The organism is Synechococcus elongatus PCC 11801, assembly GCF_003846445.2.
Classification (GTDB): Bacteria; Cyanobacteriota; Cyanobacteriia; order Synechococcales; family Synechococcaceae; genus Synechococcus; species Synechococcus elongatus_A.
The window spans coordinates 933,053-949,753 of the sequence record NZ_CP030139.2 but is presented as its reverse complement, the minus strand read 5'-3'; the positions used below and the strand labels follow the sequence as shown (position 1 = coordinate 949,753).

Here is a 16,701-nt window from a genome sequence, read left to right as displayed (position 1 = left end):
GCACGTTAGTCCAGGGTTAGCGGGTCACAGTCGTGAGGGTGCCGCGAGTCACCCCTAGCTGACGCATCAACTTCAGCTCACGCCAGAGTTGTTCGCCGCTGCATTGCCCTTGCAAAAGTTGCCAATAGCGATCGCAGAGTTGCGTGACCTGAGCTGGCGACTCCTCTAGACAATCGATCCGGAAGCGGAACAGCCCTTGGCTTTGCAGCGCAGGGACAAATTCTGCCCCCGTTTGCGCCGTGCCGTTGTAAAGCGTGTTGCGGCAGCCCGCGTCAGCCTTGAGGATATGTTCTACACCAACGCGATCGCGCAGCCGCACTTCTTGCTGTTCGCAGGGGCGACCACAGTCGCGGAAATCATGGCCGTCGCTGAGGAAGGCACAAAACACGCAGTGCTCCATGTGGAACAGCGGCATGTGCTGGTGAATCGTCACTTCCAGCCAATCGGGCGGCGTCTGCGCCAATAAATCCAATAGTTGTTGAGCATTGAGGTCGTAGGAAGCCGTCAGCCACTCCAGCCCGGTCTGTTCCACCCAATGAGCTGCAGTCAGAGGATTGGCCACATTCAGGGAGAAATCGCCCACACAGCGATCGCCTTGAAAAGCAGCGAGGTGATCGTAGTTGCGAACCAGATAGCCGTCCGGTTCTGCTCGTCGCACCTGCTCCAAAATCCAAGTCTCGCCTGGCTTGTAGATGCGCGGCGGGGCTAGCCAAATGGTTTGTTCCGATCGCTGCGCTTGCCGGAAGACTTGGACTGCTTCGCGGTAGCGGCGCGGATCTTCAAACTCGCAGTAGAGTCGCGTTGCTTGGGTAGCGATCGCGGCTTGCAGCTGCGGCAGATTGCGTACCAGTACCGTCAGTTCTGGCGATCGCGGTTGGGTCGCCGGCCGTTGAGGTAAGAGGCTACTCAAACGGGCTGTGGCATTCAGCGGCCAATGACTCGGCTGCGATCGCTGCGTTTCTAACGCACTCACCCACTGCCGCCGCAGGCGATTCAGTTCACTGATCGGCAGAATTAGGCCATCCGGTAGCTGATTTTCGAGGGACCCTAACTCAAAGGCGGTGTTTCCCAGCCGTCCCAATTGGGCGGCCAGGCGATCGCGATCGAGGGGATGCTGAGTCGCTGCCTGCAAGAGCTGTTCAGATTGCACCGTGACTTGATGGCCTTGGCGATCGCAAGCAATCACGGTCAAGGGCTGTTTGATCGCACCTTGCACCGTCAGATCCACCGGCTGCTTCCAGCGAGGCTGCTCTGCACTAAAACTTTGGCGCAATTCTTTTTCAAGGGACGGATCGCTGGTTTTCCAGAGGCGATCGCCGACTTGCACCGCTCGCAGATCAAACTCGCGGCTGAAACAAAGGCGCAGGCGTTGACCAGCGATCGGCTCCACCTGATAGACCCGCCCGCCGCGATCGCCCCGATCCGTTTCGATCAGCAGGCCATCTCCGGCCTGAATCGGGGCTAGCGGCTCCACTTGAATACCCCGGCGATCGACCGCTAGAACGGTGCCCAGAGCAACGCCTCGTTTTTTGGCATAGCGACCTTGGACCAGGGCTTGGTTATCGATGCCCTGTAACCAACCGGAGGACAGCCCCCGCGAAAAGGCCATCTCCAACTCGTAGCGATCGCTCGGGTCGAGCACCGTGCTCTGGCCTAACCAAGCGCGATCGATTGCCTCACGGTAACGGCGGGTGACACTGGCGACATACTCCGGTGCCTTGAGCCGGCCTTCAATTTTGAGACTGCAGACGCCAGCGGCGATCAGCTCCGGCAACAGTTCAATCCCCATCAAGTCTTGGGGACTGAGCAAGTACTGGCGATCGCCCAGATCGACCGTTTCGCCATCAGCAATCAGGTCATAGCTCATGCGGCAGGCTTGGGCACATTCGCCCCGATTGGCCGATCGCCCGCCCAAGGCTTCGGAGGTGAGGCAAGCGCCGCTATAGGCCACACAGAGTGCCCCATGCACGAACACTTCCAGCGGTAAGACTTTGTTGAGGGCCGCCGTTTGCTGTCGAATTTTCTGGATTTCCGCAAGGGAGTTTTCCCGGGCCAGAACGACTAGCTGGCAGCCCAGATCGTGGGCAAACGCAACCCCAGCCGCACTGCTGATCGTCATCTGGGTCGAGGCATGGATCGGGAACGTCGGTGACAGATGGCGAATCAGCTGACACAAGCCCACGTCCTGCACGATCGCCGCATCGACACCGGCACTGATGATCGATCGCAGGTATTGCTCAGCAGCAGGGAGCTCCTGCGGAAAGATCAGGGTATTGAGAGTGACATAGGCTTTGAGCCCGCGTTGGTGCAGCGTCGCCACCACTTCCGGCAGATCCGCCTCAGTAAAGTTGTGGGCTCGCATCCGCGCATTAAAGCGATCGAGGCCGAAATAAACTGCATCCGCCCCATTTTCAATCGCAGCTTGCAGACAGTCCCAGTCGCCCGCAGGTGCCAACAATTCTGGGCAGGACAGTGAAGCAGCAGCCATAGGTGCAAGGGGGAACGGGCGATCGCCAAGAGCCTTTTCAGCCTAACCTGTGCCTCTGTTTGTCAGAGCTTGGGCAGTTTGCCTGCCCTGGCTTCACGGCGTCTCATGGGTGGATAGCAGGAACTCACGGGCTAGCAAGCCGCAACGTCCCATTGCAACTACCTGTAATCCTTAGAAACCAAAGAAAAGATTAAAGTCTTTAGTTGAGATCAAGGCAGTGTCATTTGACGTCATTACGAAGGGGTTGCGATCGCAGAACTAGCGGTTGCTTCCTAATGGCGAGGATCCAGATCTAATAGTCACTGTCACCGACACACTTTCCCTTGCATTTTTTGCCATTGCTACTGGTGCGACCGCAGTGCTGACAAGGCTTTTCCGCTGACATGAGTTCTCGGTGAAGTGCTTGAGTTTGATCATTAACACAGGTTTGCCAAGGGGTGTGGCTAGACAGGCTATCTGTGCTCTAGCGAACACCCAGACGCGATCGCAGCCAGATGGATGACTGACAGCGGAGTCAACACTTTTCCAAAAGTTGTGAAAGACTAAGGGCACCCCGCCCATCTGCTACCATGCGCGCTTTACTGATTTATCCTCGCTTTCCCAAAACGTTCTGGTCCTACGAAAAAATCCTGGAACTCGTCAATCGGAAAGTGTTGTTACCGCCGCTGGGGTTGGTGACTGTCGCCGCCATCCTGCCGCAAGAGTGGGAATTTAAATTGGTGGATCGCAATATCCGCGCCGTTACCGAAGAGGAGTGGGCTTGGGCGGACATCGTGATTTTGTCCGCCATGATCGTCCAGAAAGAGGACATGGTCGATCAGATTGCCCTTGCGAAGCAGCATGGCAAGCGCGTTGCTGTCGGTGGCCCCTACCCCACCTCAGTGCCTGAGGAAATGGAAGCGGCTGGCGTTGACTTTTTGATCCTGGACGAGGGCGAAATTACGCTGCCGATGTTTGTCGAGGCCCTAGAACGGGGCGAGACGCAGGGGCGCTTTAGCTCCAATGGCGAAAAACCGGATGTCACCACCACACCAATTCCGCGCTACGACCTGCTGGAACGCAGTGCCTACGACTCCATGTCGGTGCAATTCTCGCGGGGCTGCCCCTTCCAATGCGAGTTCTGCGACATTATCGTTCTCTACGGCCGTAAACCCCGCACCAAGGAGCCACAACAACTGTTAGCCGAGCTGCAGGCGCTCTACGACCTTGGCTGGCGTGGCGGTGTTTTTATGGTCGATGACAACTTCATCGGCAACAAACGCAATGTCAAACGGCTCTTGCAGGAGTTGAAGGTTTGGCAGGCCGAGCGAGGCTATCCCTTCCGCTTTGATACAGAAGCTTCCCTCGATTTGGCCGATGACGATGAGTTGATCGATCTGATGCTCGACTGCAACTTTGCAGCGGTGTTCATGGGCATTGAGACGCCGGACACCGACAGTTTGCAGTTGACCAAAAAGTTTCAAAACACGCGATCGCCGCTGCTGGAGTCGATCGATAAGGTGACGCGATCGGGCCTACGGGTGATTGCTGGCTTCATCATCGGCTTCGATGGGGAGAAACCCGGTGCGGGTCAGCGCATCGTCGATTTTGCTGAAGTGACGGGTATTCCCACGACCACCTTTGCCATGCTTCAGGCGCTCCCGAATACAGCGCTCTGGCATCGGTTGGAAAAAGAAGGCCGCCTGCGGCTACCCGACGCCAACATCAACCAGACGACGTTGATGAACTTTGTACCGACCCGTCCGGTCGAAGACATTGCCCGCGAATACGTTGATGCTTTCCGCCAGCTCTACGAGCCGGTGCAATACCTAAATCGGGTCTATCGCTACTTCCTCAAGCTGGGCGCTCCTCGCGTGCAACCCAAGTTTCAGTGGCCTGAGTGGGTCGTTGTGCGCGCGTTGCTCTTGGTCTGCTGGCGTCAAGGGGTGGTTCGCAAAACCCGCTGGCTGTTCTGGCATCACCTGTTCAGCATTCTGCGGCGCAATCCGGCTGTGGCCGAACAGTACATTGCTGTTTGCGCCCACAACGAACACTTCATGGAGTACCGCGAGATCGTCCGCGCCCAAATTGAAGCGCAACTCCAGGCCTATCTCGAACAGGCAGAACGCCAAGCTCCAGAAACGGCGATCGCAGCCTAATCTCCCAGTGGCCTGACCACATCTCTAGTGGTGGTACCAGTTCGCCAGTCTTTGATCGCTGAGTCCACAGTGGTGGCCGAGCAAGATCAATTGATTGAGTAATGTCGTTTGTAGCACCCCCCGTTTTTGCCAACGGCGGGCAGAGGTCGTTACGGCAGCCGGTGCGATCGCAATTCGTCCTTGGCGACGCAGTTGCCGTACCAGTCGATAGTCCTCTAGCAACGGTCCGGTACTAAAGCCCCCGATCGCACGCCAGCGTTCGCGGCGGAGAAACAAGGCTTGATCGCCGTAGGGTTGCTGAAGCCAGCGGCTCCGCCAGCGCACGCCCCGCTCGACCCAGCGCAGGCGCCAGTCAGTACTATCGATCTGTAACTGAAACGCTCCTGCAACGACTTTCGGGGATTGCAGTGTTTGCACGACGTGATTGAAAAACTGAGGCGGCAGGCGGGTATCGCCGTGCAGAAACAGCAAAAGGCTGCCGTGGGCAGCAGCAACTCCTTGGTTGAATTGGCGTCCCCGTCCAGCAGGACTGGGAATGACCTTAGCTCCCCAAGTTTTGGCGATCGCAACTGTTTCGTCTTGACTGCCACCATCCACAACCAAAGTTTCCACGGGAGCATCCCCGATCGAGGCCAAGGTATGGGGCAGGTTTGCTGCTTCATTGAGTGTGGTGATGATCACCGACAGCTGCGGCTGGGGTTGCCAGAGGTCAAGATCTTCGGGGCGATCAAGATCGGAGAGGGGTTCGAGCTGTGCGACTTGGAGATCAGCCGCTTGAGCGGCTTGTAGGGTTTGCGCCAAAACGCGATCGCTGCCCCAATCAATGTCCTGGAAGAGTCGAGCCTGAGGCTGGCGCAGACCAATCAGCCAATAGCCGCCATCAGTGGCGGGGCCGAGCACCACATCAGCGGTTTCCAGTGCCTGAAACGCAGCCGTCAAATGGTCGGGGGTAATGCTGGGGCAATCGCAGCCAATGATTACGGTTCGGTTTTTACCTGCTTGTTGAGCTGCCTGAAATGCCTGATGGAGGCGATCGCCCAAATCACCCTCGGCTTGTGGCTGCACCTCAACTGCTCCCAGCCATTGCTGCCAGTCTTCAGGCGTACCACCGCTGGTAGCGATCAGCACTTCGGTCTGGGGCGATCGCGCCTGCCAGCGATGGGCCGTAAACACCGTCCACTCCGTCAACTGGCGCTGTAGATCAGCCGCTCCCTCAGGGCCGAGTGCCGGAATCAGCCGCGTCTTCGATCGCCCCGCTGTGGGATAGCGACTAAAGAGAATCAGGCGCTGACTCATAGGGTTGCTGGAATGTGCGGCTACAGTTCACGGCACGGTAGGCGCAGACAGTGCCGCCGTCAGGGTGAGCACAAACTGTCCAGACCGATCTGTGCCAGTCTACAGTGGCCAAACTCTCTGCCTGTGGGCGATCGCGCCCTTGGGTTGAAATCGCCGTATCGTTTGAGTCGTTGGCTTGAAATTGCTACACGCTTTGCCCAAACTGCTGCCACCCGTGCGACCGATCGCCAGTCGAGTAGCTACTGCTCTGCCTTGGCGGGTTTGGGGGCTGACGTTGCTCGCTGGTCTGGCGATGGCTGCCGCCATGCCTCCTTTGGGACTGTGGCCATTGGCGTGGGTAGCCTTGATTCCCCTCTGGCGATCGCTGTTGCAGCCGGGGCAAGGCGATCGCGCCCGACAACAAGCTTGGCTCTGGGCGGCCGCCTTTCAAGGGCCAACCCTGATTTGGATCACCGGCCTGCATCCGCTGACGTGGATGGGTCTGAGCTGGGGAACAAGCGTGGCAATCGCTTGGGGCTGCTGGCTGATCATCACCGCTTGGGGTTTGATCCAAGTACGGGTTTGGGTGTGGGCCGTGCAGCGGTTACCCCAGCACTGTGGCCTACGACTGGTGGGCGGGATTGGTTTATGGGGCTTGGTGGACTGGCTCTGGCAACAGTCACCGCTCTACTGGTCGCCCTTAGCGCTCAGTCAAAGTCCAGCGAATACTTGGCTGCTGCCCCTGGCAGAACTGAGTGGTGCAGAGGGATTGACCCTACTGATTGTGGCGGTGAATGGTCTGCTGGCTTGGGCGAGTCTTAGTCGGCGGCGATCGCTGCTAGCCGGGGCGATCGCACTTTGGTGCTGTGCCGAACTAGCGGGCTGGGGGCTGGGGCAGCTTCGTGCCGCTGATGGGCCAGCCCTGACGATCGGCTTGATTCAAGGCAACGTGCCAACCCGGATCAAAACAGGCCCCGAGGGCATCCTGCTGTCGCGGCAACGCTACCGTCAGGGCTATCAACAACTGACTGAGGCGGGTGTGGATGCCGTGATCACCCCTGAAGGGTCTGACCCTACCCTCTGGCAAGCTGAACAATCGCCTTGGGCGCGCTGGCTTGCACCTGAGTCACCGCCCTTGCTGTTGGGGACTTATCTCCCGCAGGGCGATCGCTACCGGCAGAGTTTGTTGGCACTAGAACCAGGTGGCGCGATCGCGGGTCGCTATGACAAAGTTCGCCTCGTGCCGCTGGGGGAATACATCCCGGGCGAACGTTGGTTTGGCCGCTGGTTGCAACGTTTGTCCCCGATTCAGCTGGGAATGCAGGCAGGTCGTTTGGATCAACGCTTTCAAACCCCTGTTGGACAGGTCGCCGCATCAATTTGTTATGAGCTGGTCTTTCCTGAGGTGCTGCGATCGCAGGTGCAGCGCGGTGCCACGTGGATTTTGTCGGCTGCCAACCTCGATCCCTACAGCGAGCAGTTGATGAATCAACATCTGGCGCTGGCGGCGTTACGGGCTGCAGAAACCGATCGCTGGGTGGTGCAGGTCACGAACACGGGCTACTCCGCCCTGATCAATCCTTTGGGACAAGTGCAGTGGCGATCGCAACCTCGAATCTTTATGACCCAAGCCGTTCGCATGGCCCAGCGATCGAGCCAAACACCCTATGTGCGCTGGGGTGACAGTGTGACTCCGATTCTGTTGGCCAGCACTGTTATTTGGCTGGGGTGGCGGCGGCGCTGGCTTAAACAAACCCTGTAGATTGCAGAGAGAAACGCGCAGGGATAGGCGATCGCAGAATGACAGTCGGCATTTGGATTCTGGGCGATCAGCTGACGCTGCAACATCCGGCGCTCAATCCGGAATCTGTCGACCGAGGTCAAGCTCGGATTCTGCTGGTTGAATCCCTAGAGCATGTTCAACAGCGACCCTATCACCGGCAAAAGCTGGTCTTAGTGTGGTCTGCCATGCGTCACTTTGCAGCAGATCTGCGATCGCAGGGCTGGACAGTGGATTACCTTGAGCAAGCACCCAGCTTCGCCAGGGCAGTCTCTGAGTGGTGCCAGCAGTATCAGATTACGGAACTGCAGGTGATGGAACCTGCCGATCGCTCGTTTCACGCGATTGTCAGCGGCCTCGCATTACCTGCCAAATTGCATTGGCTACCAAACCGTCAGTTTCTTTGGTCCACGACTGAATTCACAGCCTGGGCCAAGCCCTATAGACAGCTGCGGCTTGAGAATTTCTATCGCGAAGGCCGCAAACGCTGGCAAGTCTTACTGACCGAAGATCAAGAACCGGTTGGGGGGCAATGGAACTTTGATCCGGAGAATCGCAAGCCTCCTAAAAGTGGGCTGCAGCCACCACCAGCCGCTCAATTTTTGCCAGATTCGATCACGCAAACAGTCATTGAAACTGTGCGATCGCTGGAGTTGCCGCTTTATGGAACACTGGAGCCTTTTCATTGGCCAGTGACGCGATCGCAGGCATTGGAAGCCTTGGATCAGTTTTTAACCGTTAAGCTCAAAACCTTTGGCCCCTATCAAGACGCCATGGTCAGCGGCCAAGCAACAATGTGGCATAGCTTGATTGCGCCAGTACTGAATTTAGGACTGCTGCATCCGCTGGAGGTGATTCACCGAGCTGAACAGGCTTTCTATGACAACCAAGCTCCGATCGCCAGCGTCGAAGGCTTTATTCGCCAGATTCTGGGCTGGCGAGAGTATATGCACGGACTCCATCACTATTTTCCTGACACCTATCCGCAATCAAATTGGTTTGAGCACGATCGCTCACTGCCTGAATTCTTTTGGACCGGAAAAACTGATCTCCATTGCCTCCAACAGTGTTTTCAGCAGATTGAAGCGATTGGCTATAGCCATCACATTCAGCGGTTGATGATTCTCGCCAACTTTGCCCTGATTGCTGGACTCGATCCTTGGCAAGTCAAAGAGTGGTTTCAAGCCACTCACCTCGATGCCTATGACTGGGTGATGGAGACGAATGTGCTGGGCATGGGCCTCTTTGCCGATGGCGGGAAGTTGGCCTCAAAACCCTATGCAGCGTCAGCTAACTACATCAATCGAATGAGCAATTACTGTCAGAGTTGTCGCTATGACCCCAAACAACGATTGGGCGATCGCGCTTGTCCGTTCAATGCGCTGTACTGGGATTTTCTCGATCGCCATGAGCAAAAGCTTCAGGCTCAAGGGCGCATAGGCTTAATTCTCAAACAGCTCCAAAAAATGCCAGACAGCGATCGGGCAGCAATTCGCGACCAAGCGGCTCACTGGCAAGCATCTTGGACTTAAATTTCCTATAAAAGTTATAAAGTCTACAAAAGCCTCTTTATGATCAACAAAATTTAAACTAGCAATGATAAAATTTAATCACTAGGTTTTGGATCATTCTAATGCTTGAAGCTATATTGCTAGCAGCAAGTCTCGTTCAAGGTTCTGAAGTCTGCCTCAAAGCACCTAGATCATTGGCCTGTGAGACATATCAGCGACAAGTACAACAACAGCAGCAAGCAGAAGAAGCAAAACTCAAAAAAGAGCTAGAGGCTCAGAAGGAACTTCTTAAAGCCTTTCAAAATAAAAGGTTAGTCTTCAAGGTCAGGATTAGGGATGCAGCGGTTGGTAATGCTTTGCAAAATAGCATCTTCTCTCCTGGTGATGCAGATCGAGAGGAATGGTTTCGACTAACAGTTGACAACGGCAACTCGGTCAGCATCCTTCATTCAACTAATATTATGAATAAATTTTGGGGGAATAGAACTTGGTATGACCATCCAACCAGTGCTATACGAGCTTGCAAGGCCAGCTTATTTGAAGTAGATAAAACCTCTTGCATCATAAGTGAATCCGATAAGATTATTTTGCCGGAAGGCTCAACTGTATATGGTTACTCCTTTGATGTACGCTATGAAGAAGGAGGAGTAGTGTCAGTTAAGAGTCTGCAGTTGAGCAAAGATCGGCAGCCAGATGAAATAATTAATCTTACGGTTCGATGAAATCCATTAATTAAAAGATTCTCAGTATTAATTAGGCTGCTTCGTGGTTTTTTTAAAAGCCTAGCTATTACATCAGTAATTATGACGATACATTGGTTTGACGAGGTGCCAAGATATCCCGCCGAATTGCCAAGAACTCGAATCTAAACAACTCTTTTTAGGCTATCTGTTCTCGGATAGCAATTAGCTGTCTATGAGGTTGAGATGATTGGAGATAGAGAGAATGTTAGAGATTTCATTTTGACATTCGCACTGAAATCCAGCCAAAAAGATCCGGGAGTTGGAAACTAGTGCTATCGCGACCGAACCAACTGCTATGACCTGCGTCTTTCTGCCGACCCTCGCACTACTCCCAAGCCAAGACTGGGCGTTTCAACTGGGTCTGAGTCTCGTGATCTTCGTGGTGCTTAACTCCCTCGTTTGGTTGCCCAGGGATCCAGCCACACACTCTCAACTGACCAAACCGGCGATCGCAGACCCCGAGGAGGACTACCTACCCAAAGAATTACAGAAACAAGGACCAACTCCAGTCGAAATGGAATCTTTTTGTCACTGGGACATGAAGGAGCTGCCTTTCAGTGAATGGCAATCATTGCTCTCTGCTTCAAAGCAGCGATGGTCTGCATAAATCTATCTATTAATCTAGTCATTAACTCGCTATAATCTCTCAAATTTACCGGAGAAAATTTTTTCTTTATTTCTACTATTAATGGCGTGAAGTTAGAAAGATAATCGCCTTTAAACAGTATTGGTTATTAATCATTTATTCTCCTTTTCTAAGGCCGTAAGTTTGTGAATATCCGCTAAAAAATAGTCGTGTAATTATATACTTCTCCCACTGCCCTAAAATTAATTCCCATGCCCAAATCTTTGGTGGTATATGGTTTCCAATAACTCGATATTCAATATCATAAGTAGATAAGATAAAAGACGTCCTTTGAATATGAGAGGGAGATGTAATAACTAGTGCCGAGAGCCAATTTTGATCACGCATTACACTAATTGAGTTAAATATGTTTTGATAAGTATTTTTCGATTTTGTGTCAGTTAAAATGGCATCTTTCGGCACTCCTAGAGAGTGTGCAAATTCTGACATCACATCGGCCTCGATGAATTCACTGTAGACTGCACTCCCTGTAAATAAAATATGCTTTGCCTGCCCTTGATAAAAACGTTTTACTCCTTCAATTACCCTCTGCTTCATTACCTCACTGGGGCCCCCATCTGAATCAGCTGGGCTTCCAAGGACAATAATGACATCAAAAGCTGTACGACTTGTATTGCTTGTTGGTACTCTAAAAAAGATTAGGGAGACTAAGTTGATCAATGTAAATACAAGTATGATTAAAAGAATAAAAATTAATGCCGTGTATTTCATGTTTAAGTGTGAAGCCTCAAGAGTGTTTAATTGTTATTAGATTGATAGCCTCAAAATAAGGAGATGTCACAATAATTGACAACCAAGAAGTCTGTAGCCTAAAACTGTGGGTACAAAACTCACATATAAGCGATGTCAGCCTCATTCCCATACTATGAAGGCTACGATCATTACCGCGCAAGATATCCAGATCAGGCGATTGCGAAAATACTAGATGGACTACCAGTCGATTCTCTTGTAGTGGCCGATATCGGTGCTGGCACTGGTATTGGGTCTCGCCAACTCGCAGATCAAGGTGCTCAGGTTATTGCCATAGAGCCAGGTGCTGACATGCGCAGAGGAGCACCTACTTATGATGGCGTGAAGTATATAGAGGGATCAGCTGAAAATATTCCTCTGGAAACTGCTTCGGTTGATTTAGTCACAGCATTTCAAGCATTTCACTGGTTTGACTTTATAAAGTCTTTGCAGGAGTTTAGACGTATTCTTAAACCCAATGGTCGACTTGCCTTAGTTTGGAACTTCTGGGATCAACAAGATATTGCTTCTCAGGCCTATACAAAACATCTCTATCAAGCTGCTAATACAACTGATCAATATCTTAAGCCAGAACAAAATTTTTCTCTGCGAAAGCAGCTGGACAAATTTCGCTATCAGTTATTTTGGCACGGCATTACTTTGCCCTATTTTCAGCAATTAGAGCGATTTTACTTTGCAACTGAGCAACTTCTTGACTTAGAGGATCTGATAGGACTTGCTCGGAGTCAAGGAAGTATTCCTCAATCTGGCGAAGGCCTCCATCAGTTAATCGTAAAATTAACAGAATTTTACGATCATTATGCCAGCCCTCAAGGTTTCGTTCGCATCGTCTATAAAACACATGTTTACCTTGCTCATCGCAGCTAATCGATAACAATGAACGAAGTAGTAGAAGTTATTATCCCAAAACCACTTTGGTCGTTACTCAGATTCTGTGAGATTCACTGTTTAGCTGCTTGTTGTGGTTTAGATGCCTTTGAGTTTAGTCAGCAATGTGCTGAAGCTTGGCTTAATACAGCAGAGATTGAAACTCTTTCGCAAGCTAGGAGGCAATTAAGAAATATTTTCTCTCTTGTTGATGATAAAAATGCTAATTACTTATCAACTCAGCTTAATTTCTTTGGCGATTATAATGCTTGGCAAAACATACTGAATCAATGGGAGATTCTGCTCATGCAATCAGAAATGATCATTCCTATTTTTCTTTCGCAAGACTTGCAACGGAGTATTGATTTCTATCAAAGACTAGGATTTATAGCGAATGACTCAATAAATCGGTTCACTGACTATGTCATCCTTAGACGCAATTATATTGAAATTCACCTTGCCGTCGAAGCGATGTTGGAACCTTCTCAGTCGAATCTAGCTTGCTACTGGAGAGTTGAACAGGTAGATGCACTGTTTCAAGAGTTTAAGCAATTAGAACTTCCTAAGACAGGTATTCCTCGAATTAGTTCGCTAGAAGATAAACCGTGGGGAATGAGAGAGTTTTATATCATCGATCCTGATGGCAATCTCATCAAAATTGGCCAGCGAATCTAGTCAGGAGCTAGTGATGATTTCATCCCTCAGTATCTCAAGCTTTGGTGGATCCTTTTTTGATGGAGTTTCAGTCAAAGCAGATAGCCGCTCGTGAGTATGCTGAACGCTGTACAAAGAACTGAACTGGCAACGAAGATTGGGATTCAGGTGATGAAACTCAGCAAGACTGATAGGATCGAGCCGCATCCTGCTGCAGTGCTATGAGTCGCTTTCGCATTGGTAATGGCTACGACATCCATCGCTTGGTGGAAGGTCGTCCCCTCATCCTTGGGGGCATTCAACTAGAGCATTCTCTCGGCTTGGATGGGCACAGTGATGCCGATGTGCTGACCCACGCGATCATGGATGCGATGCTCGGCGCCTTGAGTCTGGGCGATATCGGTCACTACTTCCCTCCCACCGACCCGCAGTGGAAAGGCGCAGACAGCCTTCAGTTGCTAGCCCAAGTGCATCAGCTGATCCGCGATCGCGGTTGGAGTATTGGCAACCTTGATTCAGTGGTAGTGGCCGAGCAGCCAAAGCTGAAGCCCCACATTGCCGCGATGCGCGATCGCCTAGCAAGCGTGCTTGGGCTTGAGCCCGATCAAATTGGGATCAAGGCGACCACCAACGAAAAACTGGGGCCCACGGGGCGAGAAGAGGGGATCTGTGCCTATGCCGTGGCGCTGTTGGTGCGTGACTAGGATCCGTCGCTGGTTGGCAGTCTTGCTGGCAGCAGTGCTGCTGGTCGCCTGTAGCAGTGCGAGTTCATCGCCGCGTCAGCAGTTGATCGCTAGCGTCCGCTTTGACCCCAAAACGTTTAACTACGCGCTCAATGAAGAGTCGCCTAACGTCTTTGGGCTGCTCTACGAAGGCTTAGTTCATGTCAATGGCTTCGACGGGAGCCTGGAGCCGGGCTTGGCTGAGTCTTGGGACATTAGCCCCGATCGCCGCCAGATCACGTTTCAATTGCGCCCCGATCTGCGCTGGTCTGATGGCCAGCCATTGACGGCAGCCGATGTCGACTTCACCTACAACCGCATCTACTTCAACCCCAAGGTGCCAACGGGCGCGCGCGATATCCTGCGGATTGACCAGGATTTACCAACCGTCACGGCAGTGGGCGATCGCCAAGTGGTGATTCAGACGCCTCAGCCGTTTGCACCGCTGCTGCGCAACATGGCACTGCCAATTTTGCCCAAGCATGCTCTCGCCGCTTCGCTGGAGCAAATGGATAGTCAGGGTAATCCTGCCTTTTTGAGCACGTGGGGGACTGAGACGAATCCCCAGAAAATTATTGTCAATGGACCGTTTCGGCTGCAGCGTTACCAACCCGGCCAGCGGATCATTTTTGAACGTAATCCCTATTTCTATCAGCGCGATCGCGATGGGAGCCCACTGCCCAAACTTGATCGCCTTGTCTGGCAGATTGTTGAGAATGCCGATACACAGCTGCTGCAGTTCCGCTCGGGCGACTTAGACGTTTTAGAACCCATTCAACCCGGTGATTTCTCGCTACTGAAACGGGAAGAACAGCGCGGCGATTTCACCATCTACAGCGGGGGCCCGGAACCGCTGACTGTTTATCTGACGTTTAACCTTAACCAAGGCCGGCGCAATGGAAAGCCACTCGTCGATCCAATTAAATCGGCTTGGTTCAATGACGTTCGCTTCCGGCAAGCGATCGCCTACGCTATCGATCGCTCCGCGATCGTCGATACGGCCTATCGCGGTTTGGGCGTGGTTGTTAACTCTTTAATCATCCCCCAGAGTCCCTTTTATCTCAGTCCTGAGGAGGGCTTACCTGTTTACAACTTCAACCAAGCAAAGGCGGAACAACTGCTGACAGAAGCCGGATTCCAAAAAGATGCCGAAGGACAGCTGCGCGATCGCCAAGGTAATCCTGTTCGCTTCACCTTGCTGACCAATGCCGAGAATCCGGTGCGCGTTGCAATGGGAGCACGGATCAAAGGCGACCTTGCCCGCCTCGGGATTCAGGTTGACTTCACACCGATCGCCTTCAGTAGTGTGATCGACCGGATCAGTAATCAGCTGGACTGGGAGGGGTTAATCCTCGGGTTGACTAGCAACATTGAACCCAACAGCGGCGCCAATGTCTGGAATCCTGAAGGCAGTCTGCATCTCTTTAATCAGCAACCCAGCGCGAGCCAAGCCTCGATCGAAGGGCGTCAAGTTGCACCTTGGGAAGCTGAAATTTATCAACTATTTGTCGCTGCAGCTCAGGAAATTGATGACGATCGCCGCAAGGAAATTTATGGTCAGGCACAGCGACTAGCCCAGCAGTATTTACCCTTTATCTATCTCGTCAACCGCCAACAGATTGCAGCTGTCCGCAACACGATTACTCCGATTCAATTCTCGGAGCTGGGTGGCGCACTGTGGAATACGGAATACGTCTCAGTGAATGACGATGATTGATTCGCAAGCCCTGCAAAGACTGCTGGAAGAAGTCGCAGCAGGTGCGATCGCCCCTCAGCAAGCCCTTGACCAACTGCGTTATCTCGATACGGAAGCGATCGGTGACTTTGCCCGCATCGATCACCATCGCCAGTTGCGCACCGGGTTTCCCGAAGTGATCTGGGGTCAGGACAAGACAACTGAGCAGATTCTGACGCTGTTCCGTGCCTACGCCGCTCGTAATCAAGCCGCGATCGCCACGCGTATTGAGCCCGATCGGGTGCCCCGTCTGCAAGCCCAATTACCTGGCCTCACTTACGATCCGATCGCCCGGATCGCCGCCCTCCAACCCCAGCCTCCCCAACCCCAACCGGGTCGCTTGGGGGTCGTCTGTGCAGGTACCTCGGATCTGCCTGTCGCTGAAGAAGCCGCCGTCATTGCAGAACTCTGGGGCTTTCGTGTCGATCGCATTCGTGACGTGGGGGTGGCTGGCCTGCATCGCCTCTTGGCCGAGCGATCGCGCCTGGATCAGGCAGATGTGCTGATTGTGGTGGCAGGGATGGAAGGGGCGCTGCCCAGTGTGATTGCTGGTCTAGTCGCCTGCCCCATCATCGCTGTGCCCACCAGCGTAGGCTACGGTGCGAGCTTCCAAGGCTTGGCGGCACTGCTGTCGATGCTGAATAGTTGTGCCCCTGGCATGGGTGTGGTCAATATTGACAATGGATTCGGAGCCGCTCAATTGGCTGGGCGGATCCTCCGCCGCCTGCATCGCTGGGGAGGAAGCGACAACCTATGAGTCTTGAAGCTTTTCATCACTTTTTTGACTGCTGTATTGGCGGTTGGAGTACTGAACGCACCTACCACTATTTGACTCGCCAAGAAGTGGAACGATCGCATACGGAATTTGCGGTGCGATCGCTCTCCGCCGAGACCAAAGCTCAAGTCTTGGCTGTCAACATCATGGAAACCGAGCAAGCCTTGGAGCAGCTACCGGGCTTTTGCTTGGGCTTTCATACCGTCTCAGAACATGGCGAAGAGGTCAGCCAAGAGCTGAATATGCTGTTTGTGCCGCGAGGTACGGAAGACGGTTGGCTGGTGGGCGACTACCTGCGCGATCGCGCCTATGAGGAAGCCCGCCCCATTGTCTCAGCGTTTCGCTTCAATCCTGAGAGTCGCGAACTGCTGATGACCACGCACTACACGCGTATCGTTTCTGTTGATTCGATTACCTTGGTCAACCCCCGTCTGAGGGTGCGCCGCATCCTCAACTACGTTCGCCCGACTCGCGATGATCAGCCGCTGGATACCCTCGCACTCGTTGGATTTGGCGTCGAGCAAAAAACAGATGGTTAGTCCTGAGAGCGAACGCTAGGGGCAGCAAGCATTGCATCCATGCCAGCCAGATGGTGAGCGTTGGACTAAAGTAATTCC

General features: G+C 53.1%; 14 protein-coding genes. 11 read left to right on the top strand and 3 right to left on the bottom strand.

The features are described from left to right. Nucleotides 1–16: 16 nt before the first annotated feature. Nucleotides 17–2,488: a peptidase U32 family protein gene (locus tag DOP62_RS04525; RefSeq protein ID WP_208676734.1), complete on the bottom strand. Its 2,472-nt coding sequence runs from the start codon at nt 2,486–2,488 to the stop codon at nt 17–19. A 569-nt stretch (nt 2,489–3,057) separates the two neighbouring features. Here DOP62_RS04525 and DOP62_RS04520 point away from each other — a divergent pair. Further along, on the top strand, nt 3,058–4,626 hold the full coding sequence (locus tag DOP62_RS04520) for a B12-binding domain-containing radical SAM protein (RefSeq protein ID WP_208676732.1): 1,569 nt from the start codon (nt 3,058–3,060) through the stop codon (nt 4,624–4,626). A gap of 24 nt (nt 4,627–4,650) precedes the next feature. On the opposite strand, the gene DOP62_RS04515 is transcribed toward DOP62_RS04520, so the two are convergent. Continuing rightward, entirely contained in the window at nt 4,651–5,922 is a 1,272-nt protein-coding gene (locus DOP62_RS04515) for a TIGR04283 family arsenosugar biosynthesis glycosyltransferase (protein WP_208676730.1), read from the bottom strand. A gap of 175 nt (nt 5,923–6,097) precedes the next feature. Here DOP62_RS04515 and lnt point away from each other — a divergent pair, with 175 nt between their 5' ends. From lnt to DOP62_RS04495, 4 genes are all read left to right on the top strand, one after another. Further along, nucleotides 6,098–7,663 (top strand): apolipoprotein N-acyltransferase, encoded by a 1,566-nt coding sequence (gene lnt, locus DOP62_RS04510; RefSeq protein ID WP_261790068.1) that lies wholly within the window; start codon nt 6,098–6,100, stop codon nt 7,661–7,663. A gap of 38 nt (nt 7,664–7,701) precedes the next feature. Beyond that, on the top strand, nt 7,702–9,213 hold the full coding sequence (locus DOP62_RS04505; RefSeq protein WP_208676729.1) for a cryptochrome/photolyase family protein: 1,512 nt from the start codon (nt 7,702–7,704) through the stop codon (nt 9,211–9,213). A 101-nt stretch (nt 9,214–9,314) separates the two neighbouring features. Next, complete coding sequence (locus DOP62_RS04500) at nt 9,315–9,914, top strand: hypothetical protein (RefSeq protein ID WP_208676727.1); 600 nt, start codon at nt 9,315–9,317, stop codon at nt 9,912–9,914. Between the two features lie 316 nt (nt 9,915–10,230). Continuing rightward, complete coding sequence (locus tag DOP62_RS04495; RefSeq protein ID WP_208676725.1) at nt 10,231–10,542, top strand: hypothetical protein; 312 nt, start codon at nt 10,231–10,233, stop codon at nt 10,540–10,542. A 135-nt stretch (nt 10,543–10,677) separates the two neighbouring features. Here DOP62_RS04495 and DOP62_RS04490 read toward each other — a convergent pair whose 3' ends face one another. Further along, nucleotides 10,678–11,292: a YdcF family protein gene (locus DOP62_RS04490; RefSeq protein WP_208676723.1), complete on the bottom strand. Its 615-nt coding sequence runs from the start codon at nt 11,290–11,292 to the stop codon at nt 10,678–10,680. A gap of 132 nt (nt 11,293–11,424) precedes the next feature. Here DOP62_RS04490 and DOP62_RS04485 point away from each other — a divergent pair, with 132 nt between their 5' ends. The 6 genes from DOP62_RS04485 to DOP62_RS04460 all read left to right on the top strand — a co-directional run bounded on the left by DOP62_RS04485 (nt 11,425) and on the right by DOP62_RS04460 (nt 16,623). Beyond that, on the top strand, nt 11,425–12,198 hold the full coding sequence (locus DOP62_RS04485; protein ID WP_208676721.1) for a class I SAM-dependent methyltransferase: 774 nt from the start codon (nt 11,425–11,427) through the stop codon (nt 12,196–12,198). Between the two features lie 9 nt (nt 12,199–12,207). Further along, a complete protein-coding gene (locus DOP62_RS04480) occupies nt 12,208–12,873 on the top strand; it encodes a DUF6331 family protein (protein WP_208676719.1) in 666 nt (221 codons plus the stop codon). 200 nt (nt 12,874–13,073) lie between these two features. Further along, nucleotides 13,074–13,556: a 2-C-methyl-D-erythritol 2,4-cyclodiphosphate synthase gene (ispF, locus tag DOP62_RS04475; protein ID WP_208676717.1), complete on the top strand. Its 483-nt coding sequence runs from the start codon at nt 13,074–13,076 to the stop codon at nt 13,554–13,556. Further along, entirely contained in the window at nt 13,549–15,291 is a 1,743-nt protein-coding gene (locus tag DOP62_RS04470; RefSeq protein ID WP_261790067.1) for an ABC transporter substrate-binding protein, read from the top strand. Before ispF ends, DOP62_RS04470 begins: the two co-directional genes overlap by 8 nt. Next, nucleotides 15,284–16,066: a nickel pincer cofactor biosynthesis protein LarB gene (gene larB / locus DOP62_RS04465; protein WP_208676713.1), complete on the top strand. Its 783-nt coding sequence runs from the start codon at nt 15,284–15,286 to the stop codon at nt 16,064–16,066. The genes DOP62_RS04470 and larB overlap by 8 nt, the downstream gene beginning before the upstream one ends. Next, entirely contained in the window at nt 16,063–16,623 is a 561-nt protein-coding gene (locus tag DOP62_RS04460) for a phycobiliprotein lyase (protein ID WP_208676711.1), read from the top strand. The genes larB and DOP62_RS04460 overlap by 4 nt, the downstream gene beginning before the upstream one ends. The last annotated feature ends 78 nt before the right edge of the window (nt 16,624–16,701 follow it).